Origin of the sequence: Corynebacterium sp. SCR221107 (assembly GCF_027886475.1) — a bacterium.
GTDB lineage: Bacteria > Actinomycetota > Actinomycetes > Mycobacteriales > Mycobacteriaceae > Corynebacterium.
Genome location: NZ_CP115670.1, coordinates 1,034,973 through 1,058,946 on the forward strand (window position 1 = coordinate 1,034,973; position 23,974 = coordinate 1,058,946).

Annotated in this window: 21 protein-coding genes; 11 read left to right on the plus strand and 10 right to left on the minus strand. The window is 58.1% G+C overall.

All coding sequences use genetic code 11. The features are described from left to right. Positions 1-35: 35 nt before the first annotated feature. A complete protein-coding gene (locus PAB09_RS04655; protein ID WP_271034874.1) occupies positions 36-854 on the minus strand; it encodes an NADPH-dependent oxidoreductase in 819 nt (272 codons plus the stop codon). A gap of 186 nt (positions 855-1,040) precedes the next feature. On the opposite strand from PAB09_RS04655, the gene PAB09_RS04660 reads away from it, so the two are divergent. The 8 genes from PAB09_RS04660 to PAB09_RS04695 all read left to right on the plus strand — a co-directional run bounded on the left by PAB09_RS04660 (position 1,041) and on the right by PAB09_RS04695 (position 8,596). Further along, positions 1,041-2,231 carry an acetyl-CoA C-acyltransferase gene (locus PAB09_RS04660; RefSeq protein ID WP_271034875.1) on the plus strand — a complete coding sequence of 397 codons (1,191 nt, stop codon included), beginning with the start codon at positions 1,041-1,043 and terminating at the stop codon, positions 2,229-2,231. Between the two features lie 62 nt (positions 2,232-2,293). Next, positions 2,294-3,370, plus strand: a complete 1,077-nt coding sequence (locus tag PAB09_RS04665) for an enoyl-CoA hydratase/isomerase family protein (RefSeq protein ID WP_271034876.1) — start codon at positions 2,294-2,296, stop codon at positions 3,368-3,370. A 152-nt stretch (positions 3,371-3,522) separates the two neighbouring features. Next, positions 3,523-4,296, plus strand: coding sequence for an enoyl-CoA hydratase (locus tag PAB09_RS04670; RefSeq protein WP_271034877.1), 774 nt, complete (start codon positions 3,523-3,525; stop codon positions 4,294-4,296). Between the two features lie 241 nt (positions 4,297-4,537). Continuing rightward, positions 4,538-5,686 (plus strand): ABC transporter permease, encoded by a 1,149-nt coding sequence (locus tag PAB09_RS04675; protein WP_271034878.1) that lies wholly within the window; start codon positions 4,538-4,540, stop codon positions 5,684-5,686. Then, entirely contained in the window at positions 5,683-6,366 is a 684-nt protein-coding gene (locus PAB09_RS04680; protein ID WP_271034879.1) for an ABC transporter ATP-binding protein, read from the plus strand. Before PAB09_RS04675 ends, PAB09_RS04680 begins: the two co-directional genes overlap by 4 nt. Before the next feature lie 10 nt (positions 6,367-6,376). Next, complete coding sequence (locus PAB09_RS04685) at positions 6,377-6,949, plus strand: TetR/AcrR family transcriptional regulator (RefSeq protein WP_271034880.1); 573 nt, start codon at positions 6,377-6,379, stop codon at positions 6,947-6,949. A gap of 283 nt (positions 6,950-7,232) precedes the next feature. Then, positions 7,233-8,063 carry an MFS transporter gene (locus tag PAB09_RS13235; protein ID WP_333780181.1) on the plus strand — a complete coding sequence of 277 codons (831 nt, stop codon included), beginning with the start codon at positions 7,233-7,235 and terminating at the stop codon, positions 8,061-8,063. Next, the gene (locus tag PAB09_RS04695; protein ID WP_333780182.1) at positions 7,991-8,596 is read left to right on the plus strand and encodes an MFS transporter; all 606 of its coding nucleotides are present in this window, start codon (positions 7,991-7,993) and stop codon (positions 8,594-8,596) included. Before PAB09_RS13235 ends, PAB09_RS04695 begins: the two co-directional genes overlap by 73 nt. A 173-nt stretch (positions 8,597-8,769) precedes the next feature. On the opposite strand, the gene PAB09_RS04700 is transcribed toward PAB09_RS04695, so the two are convergent. The 3 genes from PAB09_RS04700 to PAB09_RS04710 form a co-directional block, all read right to left on the minus strand. After that, the gene (locus tag PAB09_RS04700) at positions 8,770-9,291 is read right to left on the minus strand and encodes a MarR family winged helix-turn-helix transcriptional regulator (RefSeq protein ID WP_271034882.1); all 522 of its coding nucleotides are present in this window, start codon (positions 9,289-9,291) and stop codon (positions 8,770-8,772) included. Positions 9,292-9,448: 157 nt separating this feature from the next. Continuing rightward, entirely contained in the window at positions 9,449-11,188 is a 1,740-nt protein-coding gene (locus tag PAB09_RS04705) for an AMP-binding protein (RefSeq protein WP_271034883.1), read from the minus strand. Positions 11,189-11,339: 151 nt separating this feature from the next. Continuing rightward, the gene (locus PAB09_RS04710) at positions 11,340-11,912 is read right to left on the minus strand and encodes a TetR/AcrR family transcriptional regulator (protein WP_271034884.1); all 573 of its coding nucleotides are present in this window, start codon (positions 11,910-11,912) and stop codon (positions 11,340-11,342) included. 195 nt (positions 11,913-12,107) lie between these two features. Between PAB09_RS04710 and PAB09_RS04715 the strand changes: the two genes are divergently transcribed. Both PAB09_RS04715 and PAB09_RS04720 read left to right on the plus strand, forming a co-directional pair. After that, positions 12,108-13,307, plus strand: coding sequence for an acyl-CoA dehydrogenase family protein (locus PAB09_RS04715; protein ID WP_271034885.1), 1,200 nt, complete (start codon positions 12,108-12,110; stop codon positions 13,305-13,307). A gap of 50 nt (positions 13,308-13,357) precedes the next feature. Continuing rightward, positions 13,358-14,110: an SDR family NAD(P)-dependent oxidoreductase gene (locus tag PAB09_RS04720; RefSeq protein ID WP_271034886.1), complete on the plus strand. Its 753-nt coding sequence runs from the start codon at positions 13,358-13,360 to the stop codon at positions 14,108-14,110. Between the two features lie 196 nt (positions 14,111-14,306). On the opposite strand, the gene PAB09_RS04725 is transcribed toward PAB09_RS04720, so the two are convergent. From PAB09_RS04725 to pth, 5 genes are all read right to left on the minus strand, one after another. Further along, a complete protein-coding gene (locus PAB09_RS04725) occupies positions 14,307-15,518 on the minus strand; it encodes an acetoin utilization protein AcuC (RefSeq protein WP_271034887.1) in 1,212 nt (403 codons plus the stop codon). Next, positions 15,518-18,244 carry a GNAT family N-acetyltransferase gene (locus PAB09_RS04730; protein WP_271034888.1) on the minus strand — a complete coding sequence of 909 codons (2,727 nt, stop codon included), beginning with the start codon at positions 18,242-18,244 and terminating at the stop codon, positions 15,518-15,520. Before PAB09_RS04730 ends, PAB09_RS04725 begins: the two co-directional genes overlap by 1 nt. Before the next feature lie 156 nt (positions 18,245-18,400). After that, positions 18,401-20,041: a peptide chain release factor 3 gene (locus PAB09_RS04735; protein ID WP_271034889.1), complete on the minus strand. Its 1,641-nt coding sequence runs from the start codon at positions 20,039-20,041 to the stop codon at positions 18,401-18,403. Between the two features lie 46 nt (positions 20,042-20,087). Next, positions 20,088-20,927: an SDR family NAD(P)-dependent oxidoreductase gene (locus tag PAB09_RS04740; protein ID WP_271034890.1), complete on the minus strand. Its 840-nt coding sequence runs from the start codon at positions 20,925-20,927 to the stop codon at positions 20,088-20,090. 76 nt (positions 20,928-21,003) lie between these two features. Continuing rightward, complete coding sequence (pth, locus tag PAB09_RS04745; protein ID WP_271034891.1) at positions 21,004-21,654, minus strand: aminoacyl-tRNA hydrolase; 651 nt, start codon at positions 21,652-21,654, stop codon at positions 21,004-21,006. A 24-nt stretch (positions 21,655-21,678) separates the two neighbouring features. On the opposite strand from pth, the gene PAB09_RS04750 reads away from it, so the two are divergent. Next, a complete protein-coding gene (locus tag PAB09_RS04750; protein ID WP_271034892.1) occupies positions 21,679-22,740 on the plus strand; it encodes a nitronate monooxygenase in 1,062 nt (353 codons plus the stop codon). On the opposite strand, the gene PAB09_RS04755 is transcribed toward PAB09_RS04750, so the two are convergent. Continuing rightward, positions 22,714-23,601 (minus strand): fumarylacetoacetate hydrolase family protein, encoded by an 888-nt coding sequence (locus PAB09_RS04755; protein WP_271034893.1) that lies wholly within the window; start codon positions 23,599-23,601, stop codon positions 22,714-22,716. The two genes, PAB09_RS04750 and PAB09_RS04755, sit on opposite strands and share 27 nt — an antisense overlap. Positions 23,602-23,974: the final 373 nt, after the last annotated feature.

Here is a 23,974-nt window from a genome sequence, read left to right on the forward strand (position 1 = left end):
CGGCGTCGGAAAGCGCACTCAGCGCTGACAGTGCCCTATTGCTGGGTGCATAGACCTTGGTTGTGCAAGATGGTGAGGTAGTCCTGCTCTAGAGCCTTGCCCTTGCCCATGTTGTGAGCCACCTGATTGCTGAAAGAATCCACGCGATTATTGGCATCGCGCAGATCGTAATACTCTTGGACGGTTTCGTCATAGGCGGCCAGAGCCTTTAGGCTCTCCTCGGACTCGAGATCGGGGTACCGGTTGGTGCCAATGGTCAACTCCCGGGGCAGGCGTGGCTTGTATTGCGGATGTTGATCGGGGTACCCGACAAGCAGGCCGACCGCGGGGAAGGTGTACTTCGGAAGCTGGAGGGCGGCGATGACTCTTTCAATATCGTTGGAAATTGAGCCCAGGTATGTGGTGCCCAAGCCTAAGGATTCCGCCGCAGTCACCATGTTCTGTGCGGCGATCATCGTGTCTTGATAGCCCTGGAGGAATACCCCCATGCGCCCCATGGGTTCAAGGTCGGCTCCCGCGCGGCGACGGATTTCTGCGTTGCGATGCAGGTCGACGACAAACACAAAAAGATCGCCCTTTGTCCCGCCGACATAAGGCTGGCCTGAGCTGAGGAAGACCTGCTCGCGTACGTTTGCATCAGTGACGTGAATAATGGTGAACTGCTGCATAAAGGTAGAGGTCGCGCCGTGGCAGGCGACATCGAAAAGCGTGGTGAGGACCTCATTTGGTAGTGGCTTTTCTTGGTATCGACGGATGGTGCGGTGTGCCAACAGCGTATCGATGGCGGGGGTGGAAACTGCGGTAGTTGGGGCCTGGTTAAGGGCTTCGCTGGGGGCATGAGTGGCAGAAGTCAAAATAAGTTCTCCTTGGGTAATTGTCCTTGAAACATAGGTTAGCTTGCGTGGGCACTGTTGAAGGGCTGGGGATGAATTGTATCCGCGTGAAATTTGTTGAGAAATCTCCAGTAGGGTGGCGCGAGTCACAATGAGACGGTACGATAGGGCGCTAAATCGTACATGTTTGTTTTTCTGGAGGATAAGATGAAATCAGCCGAAGACGTAGTGATCGTTGGGGTGGCGCGTACCGCCTTTGGTAGGTTGTTAGGCTCGCTTTCTAGCCTGAGTGCACCGCAGCTTGGCGGGTATGCCATCAAGGCGGCGTGCGAGCGGGCAGGTGTATCGAGCGATGACATTGATGCGGTGATCTTCGGCCAGGTGCTACAGGCCGGGGTGGGGCAAAATCCCACCAAGCAGGCAGCGTTGGCCGCGGGTATTCGACAAGAAGCGCATACGCTGACCGTGAACAAAGTTTGCCTCTCGGGGCTGACTGCTGTTATCGACGCGGCACGGCTTCTGCGTACAGGGGAGGCCTCCATCGTAATCGCGGGTGGGATGGAATCGATGTCGAACGCACCGCATGTGGCCGGAATTCGCGCGGGAGTAAAATTCGGAAGCTCCACTCTTGCAGACCACATGGAACTGGATGGCTTAAGCTGCGCCTACGATGGGATTTCCATGGGGACGCTCACTGAGAATTTTGCGCAAGACTATCCGGTGAGCCGAGAAGAGCAAGATCGCCTTTCTGTGGCTTCGCATCAACGGGCTGCGGGTGCTACCAAAGGTGGAGTATTTGATTCGGAGATAGTGCCGGTGACCATTACCACTCGCAAGGGGGAAGTGGTGGTAGATACCGATGAAGGAGTGCGCCCTGATGTCACCGTCGAGTCCCTCTCCGCGCTGCGTCCGGCTTTTGCCAAGGACGGCACCATCACGGCCGGCAATTCCTCCCAGATTTCCGATGGTGCGGCGGCGTTGGTATTAACCAATCGTGCCTTGGCGGAGGAACGTGGATTACCCATCCTCGCGGTCGTGCGCGCACCTGGTCAGATTGCTGGGCCGAATCAATCACTCCAGGAAAAGCCCGCACAGGCACTCAAGGTTGCTTTGGATCGTCAGGGGTGGAGTGCAAGTGAGCTCGACCATGTGGAGATCAATGAGGCTTTTGCCGCGGTGGCGGTGCATTCCGCGCGTGTCCTTGGGCTCGCTGAAGAAATTGTGAATCCCAACGGGGGTGCCGTAGCACTCGGGCATCCCATCGGCGCTTCGGGCGCGCGGCTGGCGGCCCATGCGGCCCTGCGTCTAAGCCGAGGTGAGGCCACTCGAGCGGGAATCGCCTTGTGCGGTGGTGGTGGCCAGGGAGAGGCCTTATTGCTTGAGGCGGACCGAGACTAAAACCACGTGCAAAAGAGAACACGACGCGAAAACGCGCGGGATAACGCAAAGGAATGGAAATAATGACCCAGCAGAGCACGTCTCCAACAAATGAAACTATTCAAGACCGTGACGTTGTGGTTGAGCGCATCGGCAAGGCTGGCATCATCACGTTGAACCGGCCCAAGGCGCTGAATGCGTTGAATTACTCCATGTGTCTAGCGGTGAAAGAGGCATTGGAGGATTTTCGCGATGATGAAGCCGTGGAACTTGTCGTCTTGAAAGGCGCAGGTGAGCGTGCGCTGTGTGCCGGAGGTGATATCGCTGAGCTTTATCACGATGCGAAAAGCGGTGGCCGGGCAGGCGCGGCATTCTGGCGTGATGAATATCAGCTCAATCACGACATTGCCACCTACCCCAAGCCGTACGTGGCCATCATGCATGGTATCGTGCTCGGAGGGGGTATCGGGCTCTCGGCGCACGGTTCACATCGCGTGGTCACTGACTCCACGAGGGTTGGCATGCCGGACACGGGAATCGGTTTCAACCCTGATGTGGGTGGTTCTTATCTGTTGTCTCATGCGGCGCATAATCTCGGACTTCATCTTGGTCTAACGGGCATACACGTCGGCGCCGCCGAGGCCATTGCCGCGGGGCTTGCTGATATCTATGTGCCGGAATCGCATCTAGAGCGCTTGGTGGAGGCCTTGTCGGAGGAGGGGATCGCGGCCTGGGATCGTTTCGGCGAGCCGGCCGGGGAGGCCTTCGGTGGTGAAATTGCAGAAATTGAACAGGCCTACGCGGCGCCCACTGTTGAGGGGATTTTGCGCAACCTCGACAATTCCACTGCTGCCTTCGCGGCCGATGCAGCCAAGCGGATCCGGCGCAACTCGCCTGTTGCTGTGAAAGTGACGTTCGAGTACATCCGGAATGCGAAGGATTTGAGCTTGAAACAGGCGCTGGAAGAGGAATACATCGTCTCCAACAACATGCACGGCTACCCCGATTTTGTTGAGGGGGTTCGGGCTCAAATCATTGACAAAGACCGCAATCCTTCGTGGACGCCTCCCACCTTGGCTAACGTCGATAAGCAATTAGTCGATGAGCTGCTGGGCGCGCTACGAGCGGACGACATTGAGCCGCTGACTATTCGCACCTGAAAACGACGGGAGCTGCAGGGATGTGTCACAAGGCCGTGGGACATCCCAGAACCTGGGCAAGAAAACAGGGTAAAAACTTACCCAAGTAAAAACAAGCTACATCTTTGTTGGGTACAAAACCCAGCGCCGAATTTCAAATCTAAGGAGTGACCATGACGTACGAGAACATCCTCGTAGCAACCGAAGGCCGTGTTGCCACCATCACGCTTAATCGTCCGAAAGCGCTCAACGCGCTGAACGACGCCACCATGCGCGAAGTGGTTGCTGCTGGCCGTGAACTCGATGCCGATCCAGGCATTGGGTGCATTATCGTTACTGGCTCCGAAAAGGCTTTTGCAGCAGGTGCCGACATCAAGGAAATGGCCGAGAAGTCCGGCACTGAGATGTTCATGAGCAACTGGTTTGCAGGTTGGGAGGAATTCACCCGGCTGCGGACCCCTGTCATCGCGGCGGTCAATGGCTACGCGCTCGGCGGTGGCTGCGAGCTGGCGATGATGTGTGACTTTATCATCGCTGGTGAAAAGGCCAAGTTTGGTCAGCCGGAAATCAATCTCGGCGTGATCCCAGGAATGGGAGGATCGCAGCGGCTGACTAGGGCGATTGGGAAGGCGAAGGCGATGGAAATGTGCTTGACCGGGCGCATGATGGATGCCGCCGAAGCCGAACGATCCGGTTTGGTTGCGCGCGTTGTGCCGGTCGAACAGCTGCTGGATGAGGCAAAGAAGACGGCTTCGCTGATCGCATCGAAGTCGCTGGTGGCATCCCAGATGGCCAAGGAGGCCGTCAACGCGGCTTATGAAACTACTCTCGCCCAGGGAATTGTTTTCGAGCGCCGCCTTTTCCACTCGGCATTTTCTTCCCATGACCAGGCTGAAGGTATGGCGGCCTTCGTAGAAAAGAGGGAGCCGAACTTTACCCACGACTAAACCACGTTCGGGTTTCGCCACAGGTGCTGCGGCAAGCTTTTGCTCGCAAGCGGATTGCGAGGCTGGCACAGCCCCATGATCCCTGGCCGCCGACGCACCTTGGCCAGGCAACGTACGAATGCGCGCCGTGCAATCCCGCCGTGGCGCCCTTTACTGAGGCGCCACGGTGGGTTCGCGGCGCTTTCACCTTTTCGGGGTCAAGCGTTGAGGGTGCCGACGGTGTGTCGGTAACCTATGTCTCATGTACTTAGCGTGGCGTGAGATATGGTTTGCGCGGACGAGATTCCTTATGGTCGGAGGGGTGTTGGCGCTTATGTCCATCCTTATCGTGATCATCTCCGGATTGTCTGCAGGATTGGTCAACGACGGTGTTTCCTCCCTTAAGAAGATGGACGCGGACATCGTCGCGTTTGAAGAGGGCACGAAGTCTGATTCGGCGTTTACTCGCTCCGTCGTTGACCAAAGCTTGGTTCAGCGGTGGCGGGAATTGGATGGTATCGAGGACGCAGCGCCGCTGGGACTATCCATCGTGAATGCGAAAAACAGCGACGGCAGCCCGGTTGATCTGAGCCTGTTTGGAATTGTCCCTGGTTCCTTCATCGACCCCGTTCCTGCGGAAGGAAAGGCCATTCCGCAGCTTCAAGGTAACGCAAATCCAACGGCAACAAAGCACGAAATCGTTGTTTCTTCGACCCTGAAAGATGAAGGCGTGGAGCTTGGGGACGAACTGACCCTCGATCGCCTCGGCACGAAGCTAAAAGTCGTGGGTTTTGCCGAGGGGCAACGCACGTTTGGTCACGTGGACGTGGCCTTCCTGCCCATCGATGTATGGCAGGAAATTCATGCCGGCGCCCGCGCGGGCGAGGTGGTTCGCGACAACGCCTACCAAGAAGCGAGCGTCATCGTGGCGCGAGGCAACGTTGATCTAGACGCCGTCTCGCAGGAGTTGGGTATGGATGCGCGCACAATGCAAACAGCATTCGAATCCTCGCCGGGATATCTGGCTGAGTCCATGACCATGTCGTTGATTCAGTGGTTCCTTTACGCCATCGCGGCTTTGGTGACCGGAGCCTTCTTCCTTGTCTGGACTATTCAGCGCAGCGGCGACATTGCGGTCATGCGCGCGATGGGAGCCACGAAGGGCTTTTTGTTGCGTGATAGCCTCGGGCAAGCCGTGATCATCTTGGTATCCTCGCTGCTTATTGGTGTTGTGATCGCGCTTGCCATGGCCTCAGGCTTGGAGAAAACCGCAATGCCATTTGCGATAGAGACCGGCCCCGTTTCACTTGGTACGCTGCTGCTATTTCTTTTCGGCATGGCCGGCGCAGCGGTTGCAGTTTTCCAAGTCACCCGCACAGATCCATTAACCGCATTGGGGGAGAACCGATGAGCAATAATGACGTCGCAGCTGCCATTGTGCGCGATGTTTCCAAGTCCTATGGCGACGGTGAGTCGACAGTGAAAGCGCTTGACCGGGTAAATCTTCACGTCCGCAGGGGTGAGTTTATTGCTATCGTTGGGCCTTCGGGCAGCGGAAAGTCCTCATTGCTGGCCATCGCTGGTGCTTTGACTGTGCCGGATGAAGGCGAAGTCGTCATAGGTGGCGAAACCCTTGCCGGAAAACGCGAAAAGGAACTCACCGCGCTTCGCAGGCAGCACATCGGATTTGTGTTCCAGTCCGGCAACTTGCCTCCGGCTCTTACTGCTCGCGAGCAGCTCGAATTGGCGGCAAAGATTATTGGCCGCACAGGTAGCAAATCTCCACAGCAGCTCCTGGAGGCGGTGGGCATGGCGCACAAAGCCGGCAATCGCCCTGGCACTCTTTCCGGTGGCGAAAGGCAGCGCGTGGGTATCGCCCGTGCGCTCGTTGGTGATCCTGACCTGCTTCTTGTCGACGAGCCCACGGCGGCGCTCGATCAGCAACGTTCGTTAGAGATTGTGAAGTTGCTGGCTAGTCAGGCGCATGATCATGGCGTCGGTGCGGTGATGGTTACCCATGATCATGACATTTTGGGTCATTGTGACCATGTGTATGAAATGGTGGATGGGCGCTTGGGCGCGGTGCGCTAAAATCCCAGCCATGCCAAAGATCAGCGCCAGCACCGTTGCCGAACATCATGAAATTCAGCATCAGCAGGTCCTTGACGCTGCCCTGGCGTTGATCGAATCCTCCCGCGGTGCAGTGCCGGCGGTGGGGGAGGTGGCCAAGAAGGTGGGATTAGCTCGCAGTAGCGTGTATCAGTACATTTCCTCCAAGCAGGACTTGGTGGCGCAGCTGCTCACGCGCTTTCTTAAACAGTGGGCGGAAGAAGTTGCGGCTGCAATGGATGCTGCCGGTTCGGATCCGCGGGCACGACTTGATGCCTATATTGAATCAAACTTGGAGCTTTTCACGCAGTGGCAAGGTGATGCGCTGATGCTTGCGGCAGCCCAGACACCTGGAATTTTTCAGGTTGAGCAGGTTCACCAAGCCCACCTTGCTTTGAATCCTTCTCTTGTTCAGTCATTAACGGATGCCGGGATGGAAAAACAAGAAGCAACTGTTTATGCGAGCATATTGGATTCGGCAATTCACTCCGGAGCCAAGCTGATCCTCGAAGGTCGCGATCGGGCGGTGGTTCGCCACGCCCTGTCTAGGATGCTTGATTTCTAATATTTTTTAGCACAGGCCTGGGAACCAATGATTGCCACTGGATGGGGTTCCCGACCGGAGGATCCGTGTGGAAAAACGGCGTTGTCAGCGAGCTTTGAAAGGGCTTGGCAGTAGAACCACCTTTGCCTAAGAAAAGTTGGAGTTGTCTTAGAATATTATTTCTATCGATCAATAGTTATTGACGGTTCATGATCCCCACGTTAGTCTCACCTGCATGAAGCAATGACCGCTTCATCCATCACATAAGCCTGAGAGCTCACTTTCTTGGAGGGGGTAGACCATCATGGCGATCATTCAGCGGGTGCCTGGCCACCTGCAATCAGCACCACCACTTATTGCGCCGGGTGCGAGCACCCACAAGCCCGAAGACCTGCGGGCAGCGGTGAAGGCGGCCTTCATCGGTACCTTCATCGAGTGGTTCGATTATGCTTCTTACCTCTACATGTCAGCAATCGTGGCGTTGGTGTTCTTCCCAGAACTCGAAGGGCGAACCGCCTTGATTTACACCTTCGGCCTGTTTGCACTGTCTTTCCTCGTGCGACCAGTCGGCGCTGTGATTTGGGGACACATTGGGGATAGGTTGGGGCGCATCCACACGCTTTCGGCATCCATCCTGCTCATGAGCGGTGCCACCTTTGTTATCGGCGTCTTGCCCGGATATGCCTCGATCGGTGCCGCGGCACCGCTATTGTTATTGGTTTGCCGGTTTGTGCAAGCCTTTTCTGCCGCCGGTGAATACGCGGGTGCCTCCACTCACCTTGCGGAAGTCGCACCCGAAGGCAAGCGGGGCCTGTATTCCGCGATCGTGCCGGCTGCGACTGCAACTGGCCTACTCTTGGGGTCGTTGATCGCTACTTTCCTGACTGGATTCCTCGATGGCGGCGCCCTGCAGTCGTGGGGTTGGCGTATTCCATTTCTCCTTGCAGCCCCCTTGGGCATTTATGGCCTTATTGTTCGCCTCATACCAATGAGTCGGAGCGCTTTACTGAGGCCACCAGCGAACTTCCTGATGCTCAAGCTCCTCGTGGCCCGGTTCGAGAAGTGCTGCACTATCCGCGAGCGTTGCTCATCGGATTTGCCGGTTCCGTGCTCGGTGCCATCGGCTTCTACGTGATCCTGACCTACCTGCCAACGTATCTGTCCAAGGAACTTGGCATGTCGGCGACCATGGCGTTTATTTCTTCATCCATAGCCTCGGCCTGTTATGCGGCATTGACCCTGGTGACCGGCTATCTCTCCGACCGAATCGGAAGGCGTAGGGCGATGCTGGTTGCCACAGGCTCGATGCTTCTCGGTGCCGTTCCCGCTTTCGTGCTGCTGGAAACCGAAGTGTTCCTCATCGTGGTCGCAGTCCAGATCTTCCTCGGTGCCTTGTTGGCTCTCAACAACGGTGTGCTGCCAGCATTCTTGTCGGAGCAATTCCCTACGCGTACCCGCCTTACGGGCTTTGCCTTGACTTTCAATTTTGCCAACGCGATTTTCGGAGGCACCGCGCCGATGGTGGTCACCTGGCTGATCGGTTCCACGGGGTCGCTGCTGTCCCCAGCCTTCTACCTTGCTTTTGCCGCAGTGGTCACGGGTATCGCGGTGGTCTTTGCCGGAAAGCACAATAAGCTTGCCGACGAAACCGTGGTAACTGCCTCCTAGAAGAAAATTCGGAGACCTCCACAGCAGTCGCGGGATGATCAATGAATCCGTGTGAAGCCACATTCGAAAAGTAACCCACCCTTCCTGCTTGTGCCACCATGCAGGTTGGGTGTGTCCATTGGTCGTCCTTCTGCAGCCAAGTGCCGAAGGAGCCGGGAGGGATGCTCCTAGGGTTATTGCTTCTTGGCTTCCTCGACGACGTCACCGTGGCTTTGTCGTACTTTGTTGAGTAATGAGACAAGCTGCGACAGCTCTCCAGGTTCCAAACCGAGTTGACAAAAGTAGCGATTGAGCACGGGTGTTGCCGCACCTACCAATGCGATTCCTTGATCGGTGATTGATACCAAGGTGCCGCGCCCGTCATTGGGATCTGGTTGGCGCCTGACGAGGCCAGCTTTTTCTAACTGGGAGACCTGGTGGGTGACGGATGCTGCGGGAAGATGAAGTCGAACGCTGGCTTTAGTCATAGGCAATGCGCCCGTTCGCGAGAACATCAGCATCGCTAGAAGCTCATAACGAGGGAAGCTAATAGCGAAAGGCTTGAGAACCTCATCTGCTCGTTGACGCATGAGCTGTGCGCTTCGCATTACAGCCGTGAGCGCTTCCATACCTGGCGCCGCCTCGTTCCAACCATGAGCCTCCCAATTGCGTCGCGCGAGAGCGATCGAGTCTATCTGTGGGCGTGCGGCGGGCATGTGGTGTAGCTTTCTGTTTCGGGGATCGGCCGGTGGAAAACCCAAAGACCCACCTTATTCGACGCTTTGGGTGGGCCTTGGAGAGATACGAGCCTATATTAGGGCATCCGGAAAACTTTCAAGAATCCGATAAGTTGATTTGTCTTTATGCCTCACATTAGCCCTTCAGGGATGGGAAATCGGAATCGGTGAACTCCGAGCTCACCGAGGTTGCTCCATCGTCGTCTGCGTGAATCTCCTTTTCGCGCTTTCTCAGGTCCACGCGACGAATCTTGCCAGAGATCGTCTTCGGCAATTCGAAAAACTCCAGTCGGCGAATGCGCTTGTACGGAGCCAGCCCGTCACGACAGTGTTTGAGGATGGACTCGGCTACGTCGGCAGTGGGCTCGAAGCCTGGTGCAAGCATGATGTAGGCCTTGGGAACCGCCAAGCGAATGGGATCTGGGGAGGGAACCACGGCGACGTCGGCTACGGCCGGGTGTTCGATGACAACCGATTCCAACTCGAAGGGGGATAAACGATAATCGGAGGCCTTGAACACGTCATCGGCACGGCCAACGTAGAAAATGTAGCCGTCCTCATCCCGCTCAGCGGTGTCACCGGTGTGGTAAAAGCCATCCCGGAACACGTTTGCATTCTTATCTGGGTCACCGTAATAGCCTGGGGTAAGCCCCACTGGGCGTGGATCGATCCGTAGGCAAATCTCACCACTGTCACCGATTTCATTGGTGACTGGGTCGATCAGTACCACATCCATACCTGGCAGTGGGCGTCCCATCGAACCGGGCTTTACCTTCTGTCCCGGGGTGTTTGCTACCTGCAAGGTGGACTCGGTCTGGCCGAAGCCATCGCGGACGGAGGTATGCCAAGCGTTTTCAATCGTGGAGATAAGCTCTGGGTTCAATGGCTCACCAGCCGCGACCAGTTTCTTGGGAGGGTTTTTCATACGTCCCAAGTCGGCCTGCACAAGCATGCGCCACACAGTTGGCGGGGCGCAAAAGCTGGTGACGCCTTCCTCATCCATCTTGTCCATGAGCGCTGCTGCATCAAAGCGCGCATAGTTGTAGAGAAACACCGTAGCCCCGGCGATCCAAGGAGCAAAGAAGTTAGACCACGCGTGCTTTGCCCAACCTGGGGCTGCGACATTGAGGTGAACATCTCCTGGCTGCAACCCAATCCAGTACATCGTGGTCAAATGACCTACCGGATACGACGTGTGGGTGTGCTCCACAAGCTTGGCTTTAGAGGTGGTGCCAGAGGTGAAATACAGCAGCAAGGTCTCGTCCGCCAGAGTGTCCTGGGTGGGGGTGAACTCAACGGGCGCGGAATAGGAGTCGGAATAACGCAGGGTCGGGTGAGAGTCTTGTGCATCCGCCTCTTCGCCCACCTGGATCATGGTGAATTCCCCGGTGACGTTGTTGAATTTCTCGGCGTCTTCGGCGTTGGCAACCACCCAAGAGATGTCAGCGCGCTCGGTGCGATCCTGGAGATCCGCCGTGCCGAGCATCGCGGTGGCAGGGTTGAGGACGAAGCCGGCCTTGATGCAGGCGAGCATACACTCCCACAGTTCCACCTGGTTGTTGAGCATGAGCATGACTCGATCGCCGCGTTGGACACCTTGCTCGATGAGCCAGTTGGCCAGTTGGCTCGAACGTGCCGACAACTCTGCGAAGGTACGGCGGGTGCTGGGCCCATCCACCTCGCAGATCACCAGAGCCTCGCGATCGGCAGAGGTGGGATCAGCGGCCAGCTTGTCGAACCAATCGAGCGCGAAATTGAACTTTTCGAAACGTGGCCACTCGAATCCAGCTCGGGCGGCCTCGTAGTCGGTCTGATGGCTAACGAGGAAATCGCGGGCCTTAGCAAACTGTTCGGTGACAGTCAGAGTAGTGGTCATGGTTCCTCCAAAAAGGTCGAAAGGTGTGGGGTGGATCAATGTTTCACGATTGATGTGACCTATGTCCCACCTAGAATACTTGCAAGTTGAAGTAAATGCGACTTTTTTGAAGAAAAACTGTGACCCACGTCATTGACTAGCGGTTTTGTTCCTAAAACTGATGGCTGATCCCACCGAGAATGAGTCGTCCAAGTTCTCGGTAAGCCACATGGGCGCTAGCGATTGGCTCGTAGTCTCCACGCTGAATGTGTTCTAGGCTATGGCCGATAAATGCCGCGACGAGGCGCGAATCGAGCGACCGAAATTCCCCTTCGGAGATGCCCCTTTCGATGAGTGTCTTGATGGTCTCGGCTGCGGCCTGGGTGTTTGTTTCGAAAACCTGCCTACCAATAGGGGTTGTTGCAAGGTCGTTCATAAATGCGGGTGAGGCGGGTTCTAGGGTGGTTGTAATGGCCTCGAAATAGTCCTTGATGCATGCCTGGGGAGACTTAGAATCCGAGATTGTTAATGCAGTTCTGCGGGAAACCTCCTTAAAGAAGCTGATCAGAATTCTCCTGAGGATTGCATCCTTGCTCTCGCCGAGGGCGTAAAGGGTGGACTTGGAGCAGTGATAGTCGCGGGTGGCCTTATCGATGGTGAAATCTGCAAAGCCGTGGGCGAGGAAGTCGGACAGGATCTGGTTAAAAAGGATGCGCTGGCGGGGGCTTAGTGAGCTTGTGGTCATGGTGGCCTTAAGAGTTGGTGGCGCTGTGTGGTTAATGAGTCTGGAAGGTTCGAATGGGGAAGTTGTTGGGGGAAATTTCCCAAAATTAGTGACGGTGGTCATAGCGTACTGTACGATAGCTATTTAATTCGTACAGTTTCGATGCTGTACTGAGGATGACCGAACCAGATACAAGCCTCTGAGGAGTAACAAATCATGCCACCGATTCTAGAGTCCAGCCGCGAACTGCTTTCGACTGTCCCCTTCCCGCACGCAGATATTTTGGGTGTAGCGGATCGTTTACCCCACCAGGAACAAGCCAAATTGCAAGAGGTCCACACCTTCCTTCAGGAGGAAGTACGCCCGTTCGCAGGCCAGTACTGGGACCGGGAAGAGTTTCCCTTCGAGCTCCTCCCGAAGTTGGCGGCCCACGGCCTCGGTGAACTTGAGTTCTCCGGGTTCTCGCGCCTGTATCGTGGTCTTGTCTATGCCGAGGTTACCCGCGCAGACGTATCGCTTTCCGCGCTCGTGGGTATCCACAACGAGCTCGTGCTACAGCTCATCAATGACCTTGGATCCGAGCAGCAGCGTGAGCAGTGGCTAGATGGCCTGCGCAACTTCACCAAGGTTGGGTGCTTCGCGCTCACAGAGCCTGACCATGGCTCGGACATTGCGGGAGGACTCGCCACCACGGCCACCAAGACTGACGATGGATGGATCATCAATGGAACCAAGCGCTGGATCGGCGCCGGAACCTTTGCGGACTTCGCCATCGTCTTTGCCCGTGATGTGGCAGACAATGAGGTGAAGGGATTTATCGTGGAACTCGATCGCGAGGGAGTAACCCGCTCAAAGATCGATCGCAAAATGGGGCTTCGCATCATGCAAAATGCGGATCTCGGCTTTGACAATGTCCTCATCCCCGAAGCCAATCTCATTCCGGGTGCTGCCAGCTTCAAGGCCACCAACATCTACCTGAAGAACTCCCGCGCGTGGGTGGGATGGCAAGGCGCGGGCATTCAGCTTGGCATCTTTGATAAGGCTCGCGAGTACGCGATTACCCGCGAGCAGTTCGGCAAGCCGATCGCAAAGTTTCAGCTCATCCAGGAGTCTCTTTCTCGAATCTTGGGCAACGCATCGGCCTCACTGGCGATGATGGCTCAGGTTGCATGGATCCAGGAACAAGGCAAACTCGAGATGCCCTTTGCAGCGCTGGCCAAGGCTACCACGACCCGACTCGCCCGTGAATCCGCTGCCGCCGGCCGCAACATCGCCGGTGGAAACGGCATCCTCACACAGCACGACCTGTCCAAGCTTATGAATGATACCGAAATCATTTACACCTATGAGGGCACCTACGAGATTAACTCGCTCATCGTCGGGCGCGCGATCACCGGGCAGTCCGCATTCGCTTAAGAGTCCTAATCGTCGGCAAGCAAAAAACTAGCAAGAGGCAAAGGAAAACCATGAAACTAGATTCCAGCATTTCTGCCATCGTCACCGGCGGTGCCTCCGGACTAGGTGCTGCCACCTGCGCGCACCTGGCGGAATTAGGGGTCAACGTCTTTGCATGTGATCTCGCAGAACCGGTAGAGGTAATCCCTGGGGTAACCTATCTCAACGTCGATGTCACCGACTATTCCCAGGTTGAGGCCGCGGTGGCGCAGGCCAACGCCACCGCGGCGCTGCGTCTCGTGGTCAACTGTGCAGGTATTTGCCCCTCCCAACGCATTGTGGGGCGTAAGGGCCCGCACGACCCAGCGCTTTTCGCCAAGACCATCAATATCAATCTCAACGGTACTTTTAACGTTCTCACCGCGGGGGCGGCCGCCATCGCCACCCACGATCCAGTCGACGAGGATGGCCAGCGCGGAGTCATCATTAACACTGCTTCCGTTGCCGCTTTCGAAGGGCAAATCGGTCAGGCTGCCTACGCGGCCTCCAAGGGCGGGGTGTACGCGCTGGCTATCACTGCCGCGCGCGATCTCGCAGGTCTTGGGATCCGGGTCAACGCGATTGCCCCGGGTATCGTAGAGACCCCGATGATGGCCTCCATCTCGGATGAGTATCGCTCGGAATTGGAAAGCCTCGTGCAGTTCCCGAATCGCATGGCTAAACCTCAAGAATATGCGCAGTTGGTCGAGGCCATCGCAACCAACAACTACCTCAACGGCGAAACCATCCGTATCGACGGTGCGCTGCGCATGCCACCGCGCTAGCGAAGCAGGAAGCGATTGAAACAAAAAAGTCCGGGTAACCCCGGCCTTTTCGCATCGTGGGGCAAAACAGCCGAAGCGTGCAGACCCCGGATGTGACGCCCGCGTTATTACCGCAGCTCAAATCTGTGATCAACACCCCCGGAGAACACCGCTCGCCGCTAAGGCGGCCACTGCAAACTTAAGGTTTTGAAGCTGCCTAACTAAAAGGCCTCAGCCCCCAGTATGGAAAGATCGCCCGCGAGGTCGCAATCATGGGGGCACAGGCGCGCACCTCGACGAGGCGCTCAGGATGGAAGTCAAGCTCACCTACTCCATCACCTAATGTCCGTGCGCCCGCCATGCGTACCCGCTCATCCCAACGATCGGGCATGGGCAAGTGGTGATCCAGGGTTACATCGGCTACGGTGGCTGCCAATTGGGTCCATGCGCGCGCGACCGAGTCGCGGTTGTAGCCGCCGCCGCCGATGGCCACCCATTTTCCGTTGGCGTACTTATCGGCCCAACTTCCCACCGTGCGGTAGGCCTCGGTCATGGCCTCAATGCTTAAGTTGAGATCGGCCAGTGGGTCGCCGCGGTGGGGGTCGGCGCCGTGTTGGGACACAATGATTTCTGGCTTGAACTTTCGCAAAAGTGGCGCAACGATGGCATGCAAGGCCTGGAGCCACGCGCCGTCCTCGCAATAGCGATCCACAGCGATGTTGACGGCGGTTCCCAAGGCGTTGGGGCCGCCGATGTCTTTAGCAAAGCCGGTATAAGGGAAAAGGTAGAGCCCAGACTCGTGAATGGAGATGGTCAATACACGTGGATCGTCCCAGAATTGCGCCTCCACGCCGTCGCCGTGGTGGGCATCCAAGTCAAGATAGACGACCCTGCTTGCCCCCTGCTCCAGCAGCCAGTCGATGGCGATTGCTGCATCGTTGAAGGTGCAAAAGCCGCTTTGGCGGTGCGAGAGTGCATGGTGGAGTCCGCCCGCCAGGTTCAGCGCCCGGTTGGCTTGACCGGTCCACACCGCCTGCACTGCGGCGGTGGTCGTCGTTGCGATTCGGGCGGCCACCTTTGCCGCGGAAGGTGCCAGCGGATGGTCGTTGTCGCCGATGCCGAAGTCGAGATCGGGCTCGTTGCGCGTGAGTGCCTCAATATAGGAATCCCCGTGAACGCGCCGAATGAGATCCATATCGCTAGGCGGGGGCTCAACGATGTCGAAGGCGTCCAAGACACCAAAGTGATCTGATAGCTCCAGGGCCAACCGCACGCGATCCGGCCCCATGGGGTGATCCTCCCCAAAGCTGTATTCAAGCAGCTCGGCGGTGTGAAATAGCAGTGGTCGTGCTGGGTTTGCACCGCCAGTACCCACACCATGTGCACTGGTTGCGGTCACAGGGGCTCCAGCCGAGGAAGAAACTGTCATTACAGTCTCCTCGCCAGGCGATCCCTCGAGGAATCGAGCGGGGCGATGGTGATTCTCGCGCCAACTACCGCGGTGGAATGAGCGCCGGCGATGACCGGGGTGAGCTCGACCTCGGAGAGCTGGGGAAACTCATCTTTGAGGCGTCCTAACCGCATGAGCACTTCCTCGAGACTGGCAGTATGAGCGGGAGCCGTTCCTTTGTACCCGTGGAGAATCGGGGCGGCGCCGAGTGACTCGAGCATGGAACGAGCATCGATGCGGCGAAGTGGGGGAGTGCGCCAGGAGGCGTCGTGAAGCAAATCGGTGGCGACGCCGCTGACACCGCAAGAAACGATGGGGCCCAAAACGGCGTCTTCGATACCCCGAACCACAAGTGTCGCGCCGGGGTCGACGGTTCGTTGCACCACCGGCAGCAATGCCAGCATCGGATCGCTAGATTCGGGATTCCCATCGCCGCGGCTTGCTTCCTGATCCGCGTTGTCCTCAGCGGAACCGGCGTCTACCTGCAAGATCTCAGCCAAGCGGCGAAGTGCTTCCCAGGCTTGCTGCATCATTGAGGCGTCGGCGATATGCCTGATGACGGCGTTGAGTTCGGGCCGGCCACGCACCACGGGATGGGTGAATTTCAGCACCACGTTCCACCCGAATTCCTCCGCGGCGGCGACTGCCTGTTCAAAAGAGCGCACAGGCTTCCATGGCACCAGGTTGATTCCGCAGGTTGCCAGCAGTGCGGCGGTTTCCTCATCGGTGGCAGTGCGTCCCTGTGGCGCTTGAGCCAAGATACCCTCGATCAGTGTTCTTGCTTTTACGATGTCTACAGCAGCGACTTCATCATCGGGGTGTGGGCGCACGCGCTTCCTGCGCACCTCATTGCTCAAGATGAGCGAGTATGCCTCGAGTGCATCGGCGTAGGTGTCAAAGACCGGTAGGGAAGACGTGGTCAGCGATGCCGAACCCGCGGCACCGGCAAGAGGCGAATCCTCAAAGATACTGACCAGCGTGGCTAACATCGGGGTGGCTGAACCGGCCCCTGATTCCGAGCCTTCGGTTCGCGCAGCTAGTTCATCCAAAGCCGAAATTACCGTGCGCCCGATGGGGTCATTGATCTCCACGACGCCGGAGAATACGAGATCAAAGTCGGAGCTTTGTCTCGCCTGAGTGGTCTTTTCGATAATCCCGCTGACTGGGTCACCTTCGACACCAATGATGGTTGGCTCAAACCCAAAGCGGACGGCAGACTGCGCCATCTGGCCAGATAATCCGGCCGAATTAGAGATAATGGCTACCCGCTTCCCCCGGGGCACTGGCTGCATCGAAAGCAGCGTGGCGATGTCATACATGGTGTCGCGGCGATTGACCACTATTGCGCCGGCTTGGCGGATGACCTCATCGATTGCCGAAGAAGGCGCGGTGGGCAAGGACTCCAGCTCGTAGTGTCGCGCCGAGCGTAGCGCGCGAGAGGGTAGAAAGACCACAACGTGCTTTTCCAAGGCCAGTCGGCGCAGAACGCGGAAGAATTTGCGTGGATTGCCGATGGTGTCCAAGGAAAGCAAGCACACCTGCGTGGACTCATCTTGTGCCCAAAACTGGATGACATCGTTGCCGGTGACATCGGCATACGAGCCCGAGGCGATGAAGTTCGAGATGCCGCAGCCACGCCTGAGCGCGTGTGACAACACAAGTGTTGCGATGCCTGCAGTTTGGGTATACACCCCCACAGTGCCTGGTTTGGGCATTTTAGCTGGTGAGGCGTTGAGCCTCACTTTGGGGTTGGTGTTGATAAGCCCGAGCGCGGCCGGCCCTAAGACGCGCATGCCCATGGAACGAGCATGTTCAAGGAAGCGTTGCGCATCCTCTGGTGGAAGGAATGGATTGTTTCCTTGCGCGAGGACTAGGATACCGCTTGCTTTCTTATCGGCGGCGATGTGCACGAGGTCGTCGAAAGTATCCGGATCATGATCGACGACCACCAAGTCCACAGTGCCTGGGACCTCGGCGAGCAGCTCAGGCGCGCGGGCGCTGCCATCGTGAGTAAGTGCATGCAGCTGCCCCTCGAATCCACCGGTGACGATGGAGGAGATAATCCGCGATACGGAATCAACCTCGCCGATGACGGCGACGGTGCGCGGACTCAAAAGGCGCCGAATGGAGGAGGCTTCGGCCTGAAGCTCGCGACGCTCCATGACCTCGCGGGATTCATGGGTGGGGTCGAGAGAGAAGTCGACGACGATGAAGCCGTCCTCTAACTCGGGCTTGATCTCATATCCTGCGCGGACGAAAACCTGCACCATGGGTCGGTTTTCGGTCAAGATCTCGGCGAAGAAGCGCTCGATGCCGCACTCGCGACCGATCTGGGCGAGATGCTCCAATAAGATATTGCCCACGCCTCGGCCGTGGTGCGAATCCTGAACGAGGAAGGAGACGTCTGCCACCCGCGCAGGCGCCCATTGCTGCGCCACAGCAAAGCGCGCGGTGGCGACGATGTCATCGCGCTCGACGAGTACGAGGGTGACGGTGTCCTTTTCGTCGGAGTAAGTCCAGTTGTCGAGTTCTTCCTCGCTTAAATCTGGGTGCGCGTTGAAAAACCTCAAATACTTGGACTTTGGTGAGACGCGGTCGTAAAAATCGACCATTGCCTCGCGGTCTTCCGCGCGCACCTGGCGTAGTGTGGCGATCCCACCGTCGTTAAGCACGACGTCGGCTTCCCACTTTGTTAGCTGGTGCATCAGGTCCCCTATCTGTGGAATGGAATGCTCCCCATCCTAATTGAGACCTCGATCACGCGAGAAGGTTTTCCGTCACGAGCAACCCGCTACCCCCGTACAAGATCGGTGATGTGGGCGATGCTGGCGCCTGGCCGCCTTCGCGGGCGTGACGGCATGCTAGTCCGCGACCATGGGGAAGAGCTCGAATTCGGGGTGTTCTTTCTCAATGAAAGCAAGCTTCCACTTATCCCCGAAGAGGGCAACGAGTTCGCCGTCGGTGCGGGTGAAGATCTCCACGCCACGCTGCTTGGCCAACTCGGGTGCGGTGTCGGGCGTGGTACGGCGTGCCACCGAGTAGGGGATCGGATCGGCAGTGGTTTCCACGTTGTATTCGTTTTCCATGCGAGCCATCATGACCTCGAACTGCATGGGGCCAACGGCCGCCATGACCGGGGCGGCATCGCCGCGCGCGTCGTTGCGCAGGATTTGCACCACGCCTTCGGCCGCCAGTTGGTCGAGTGCCTTGCGGAACTGCTTGTACTTACCCAGACTCTTTGCGCGCAGGGTGCGGAAGTGTTCCGGGGCGAACTGGGGCATTGGTGGATACTGCACCTTGCGACCGGCGTAGATGGTGTCGCCCGGCGCGAGGGACCCGGCGTTGACGAGACCTACGATGTCGCCGGGGAAGGCGGTTTCCACGGTGGAACGGGTGCGGCCGAACACCGTGAGTGCGTATTTGGTGGAGAAGCTACGGCCCGACTGGGCATGAGTGACCTGCATGCCGCGATCGAATTCACCAGAGACGATGCGCATGAAGGCCAGGGAGTCGCGGTGGTTTTTGTCCATTCCCGCCTGTACCTTGAAAACCACGCCGGAGAAGTCATCGCCGACTTCGCGGACTTCGTCCATCGCGCTTGTCGACGTAGCCAGTGCCTTCTTATCCGAGCGTCTGCTTGCCGGTGCGGGAGCCAGCGCGCACAGGGTATCAAGGATTTGGTGTACGCCGAAGTTGAGCATTGCGGAGGCAAAGATCAGTGGGGAGGTGGTGCACTCGAGGAACAATTCCTGATCGTGCAGCGCACCATCGGCCGCCAGCAGCTCGACCTCTTCCGCCGCGGTCTCCCAGGCCGCACCTTCCTTGGCCCCAGCTGCCTCGGGATCGTAGTGTTCCTCCGGGGCGATGGTGGAGCCGCCGGCGGTGCGCAGGAAGTGGATGTACTCCTCGGCCTCGCCGTCATTGTTGATACGGGCCAGCCCACGGAAGTCGCCCGCATCGCCGACAGGCCAAAACAGGGGCGTCGGCTGCAATCCGATTTCGTTGACGATTTCGTCGACCAATTCCAACGGGGTGCGGCCTGGGCGGTCCCACTTGTTGATCACCGTAATGATCGGTAGGCCGCGGGCTTTGCATACCCGAAATAGCTTGAGGGTCTGTGGCTCGAGGCCCTTGGCGGCGTCGATAAGCATGACGGCAGCGTCGACTGCTGTCAGCACACGGTAGGTGTCCTCCGAGAAGTCGGCGTGGCCTGGGGTGTCAACGAGGTTGATCATGAACGGCTCGCCGGTGTGTCCCTCCGGTGCGTATTCAAACTGCAGCGCCGAGGAAGCAATCGAAATGCCACGGTCTTTTTCCATTTCCATCCAGTCGGACACGGTAGCCTTGCGGCCGGCCTTGCCGTGAACCGCGCCAGCCTCAGAAATGACGTGCGCATGCAGTGCCAACGCCTCGGTCAAGGTGGACTTACCGGCATCCGGGTGGGCGATGACGGCAAAGGTGCGACGACGGGCGGCTTCGGCGATGGTGGCTGCAGAACTCATAGGGTTCAACCTTAGTGGCTGCGCAGCTTAAGGGCATAATTTGTGATTACCACTCGAGCCCAAGCACCTTATTGGTTTCCTCCCAATGGCGGACCTGCTTTCCGCGGGCCTGTGGATTGATGAAACCGAGGCGGCGCTTGTCGTTATAATAACGGCCCCGCTCCCAGGCGATGCCTGGGGTGCCATCGATGAAGTAGGCCAAGTTGGCACCTCCGGCATCGGCCTTAATCCCGAATACCGAACCGGCCAGAGGCGAGGAATAGAACCGGTGCATGAGCCCGCCGGCTTCGGCCGAGAAGTTGGTGGCGACCACGCCGGGATGGTAGGCAACAGGGGAAAGCTGGGGATAGCGGGCGGCGAGCTCTTGGATAAACAAGATGTTGGCGAGCTTGGCGGTGCCGTAGGCGCGGTTGCGTTCGAAGTCCTTGGACTGGCCAAAATTCTCGAAGTCCAGCCGTCCGTAGAGCCAGTTGGCTATGGATGAGGTTGCAACGACTTTTGCTTGAGAGGCCGTGAGGACGTCGATAAGCGCGTGCGTGAGCACGGTTGGGGCGAGGTGATTGACCTGGAAGGTTTTTTCATGACCGTCCACGGTGGTGACGGGGCCGTCGAAGATGCCTCCTGCGTTGTTGGCCAGGACGTCGATGCGATCGGTTGTGGAGCGGATCCACTCTGCCAAGGCGCGAACCTGATCCAAGTGGGCGAAGTCCGCGAGGAAGTAGTCTGCGCCAACCTCGCGCGCGACCCGCCTTGTCTTTTCTTCATTGCGACCATGGATGAGGATGCGCCACGAGGGATGCGCCGAGCGCACAATATGTGCCGCTGCGGCGCCGATGCCGTCTGAGGCACCCGTGATAACGATGGTGTACGGCGAAGAGGTGCTCATGGCATCCGATTGTAATCGCAGAGTTCACAGGGTCGTACTTCCTACAACAACGCAATCGAGGTGGGCGCTCGGAGAATTAGCGGGAATGGATGGTATTTTGCGCCTTGGTAAGGCCATCGGTGACTATCAGCAGCGCTGCCTTAGCGGCCAAGGCGATCATGGCGGTGAGGTCTTCTTCCGGTTGACCCAGGACGTAATCGGGGACCGCGGTGCCCTTGGGCGGTCGCCCGATTCCCATTCGCACGCGCACATAGTCTCGCGTGCCGAGGTGTTCGCTGATGGATTTCAAGCCATTGTGTCCGTTTTCGTTGCCACCCTTCTTGAGCCGTACCGTGCCTGCAGGTAGATCGAGCTCGTCGTGCAAGACGATGATCCGCTCGGCGGGAACATTCCACTTGCTCGCCACCGCGCCCACTGCCTCACCGGAAAGATTCATGAAGGTGGTCGAGCGCAGCACCATGATGGCCCCCTTCAAAGACGGGTCATTTCCGCCGTGGCCTTCCGCGCTTACCGGCAGGTCCATCCTTGCGCCCAGCGCGGGCATGCCGGATAGCTTTTCTAGGGTTTTTCCTGCCAGAAGCCTATCGACGCCTCGGTAGCCGACGTTGTGCCGCGTGAGGGCATACCTGCCTCCGGGGTTGCCTAATCCCACAATGAGCCATTCCACTGGCTGGTTTTTGACAAGGTCGGGGGCGAAGAGCTTTTTCACGGCGTCGAACACACTCATGGCTTCCATCCTAAGATGGCGGACATGATCATTGCAGCACCCATGGCCGGCGGCCCCAGCACGCCCGCTCTTGTCCGCGCTATTGCGCTTGAGGGGGCACACAAGGGATGCTTCGGCTTCTTGGCATCCGGAAACATCACCGCGGCCCAGTTGGCTTGCGACATTGCCGAAGTTGGCGATGTCGTTTTCGGGATCAACTTCTTTATGCCCCAGCACTTTGTGCCTAGCGCTGCGCAATTGGCGCAGGCTGCGGAGGCTGTCTTGCCCATAGTGAGTCAGTGCGCGCCTGCAGGCCAGCAGGTGGCTGTGTCTTCCGACTTTGCATTTCAACCAGCGGATTTAAGCAACCAATTTGAGGAAAAGTTCGCCGTGGCTGTGGACTCGCAGGCCACGGTGCTTTCGGCCAGCTTCGGGTGCTTCGACAAAGAACACCTCGATCGCATTCATGAGCATGGCAAGCAAGCATGGGTCAATGTGACCTGTGTGTCCGAGGCTCTTGCCGCAATGAGGCACAGCGAGGGAAGCATCGACGCCCTCATCGTCCAAGGTCATGAGGCCGGAGGGCATCGGCTTTCGTGGGAGGTCGAGCAGTGCCCCAACAATACGCCAACTGCTCAGCTACTGGTAGAGGTTGCGGAGGCGTTGGCCGATGCCGGATTCGCTGGAACGAAGCTGGTCGCAGCAGGCGGGGTGCGCAACGGGCGCGGAATCCGCGCGCTCATTGATGCTGGTGCCAGTGCGGTGATGTGCGGCAGCGCGTTTTTGCTTGCCGACGAAGCCGGGACGAATCCGGCCAATCGCCAGCTGCTGCGCGAGCACCGCAGTGCCGGGCTGTCCTCCGTATCTAGCCGCGGCTTTTCCGGGCGTGTTGCCAGAGGGCTTGCCACACCCGTCACCGAGCTGGCCAACCATGGGATGGACCATGTGAGCAAGGATGAGGACGACTTTGCGCCCGTGTATCCGTATTTGTCCCAGCTTACGAAGCTCATCCCCGGCGGCTATTGCCTCAGTGGCGATCCCGAAGGCATCTCGGCTGGCCCCGCTGGCTCCATCGTTGCCTCATTGATCGATGAAAGTGGTATTTGAGATCGCGCCGAGGCCATCGATTGCACAGGTCACAGTTTCCCCGTTGCGGATATAGCGGGCGGGAGTGCGGGCGTGGCCTACCCCCTCTGGGGTGCCGGTAGCGATCACATCACCGGGTGAGAGGGGATAGATTTGCGAAATGAAGCTGATCAAGGTCTCGCAGTCGAAGATGAGATCGTCGGTTGTCCCGTCTTGGAATATTTCCTCTCCCCACCTAGCGGTGATACGGGGTCCTGGCTGCCACTGCTCAGCGGTGGTGATCCAAGGACCAAAGCCTGCGGTCTGGTAGTAGCTTTTGCCCTGGTGAAACTGCAGGGTGCGGGTCTGCCAGTCGCGTAGCGTGTAGTCGTTGATGACGCTGTATCCAAAGATGTGCTCGGCGGCCTGGTCGCGGCTGATGCGATGGGCGCGTTTGCCCACGATCACCGCCAATTCTGATTCTGCATCCAGGGCGCCCGCAGCCTCAAGCGGAATGTGGACATCGTCGTATGGCCCGGTAAGGGCCTCCGGATATTTGATGAACAGTGTAGGGACCTCGGGTAGCTTGCGCCCCATCTCCAGGATGTGGCGGGCATAATTGAGACCTACGCAGATGATCTTTCCTGGTCGCGGGATGACTGGGCCAAGATCGGACAGGCGAAAGCTCACCTCCTTACCCAGCTGAAGACTGTCGTGGCCGCCGACGCTGGCACAGAAGGAAATGACCTCGCCTGCATCCGAGTGTTCAAGTAATCGGCCTCGCAGCTCTAATTCGGCCAGGTTGCCTCCTTTCCGCGAAAGGGCAGCGAGTTCCTCTGCGCGAGGGTCGGTGACTGCGAGGGCGCGAAGGCCTTCGGGGGTGCGTAGGGTGGCGATCTGCATTAGGGTCTCCTCATTTTAGGTTAGCGTGTGCTAAGTTTACTACCCGTGGGTAAAAAGCATCGTCGCATTGATTCGTGGGCATACGCCCGGGGTGAAATCACCTGGGAGCAGTTGTGTGCTCAGTGTCTTGATAACGAGTGCGAGGAGCCCATTGGGGCGCCTACCCCGACACCTGCCAACTGGGGCCACAAGTCCCGGTCCGCTTCCGGCGACAAGAAGCTGAATAAAGTTCGCCGGGCGATTGAATGCGGTCCGAAGAAGGGAAAGTGTTGCCAGGATCGACCGCGCTGCACAACTTGTCCCACCGTGGTGCACCGGCTCAAGAAGCAAGATGCGCTCGCACTCGATGATCAAGCCTTAAGGGTGGCTTTGG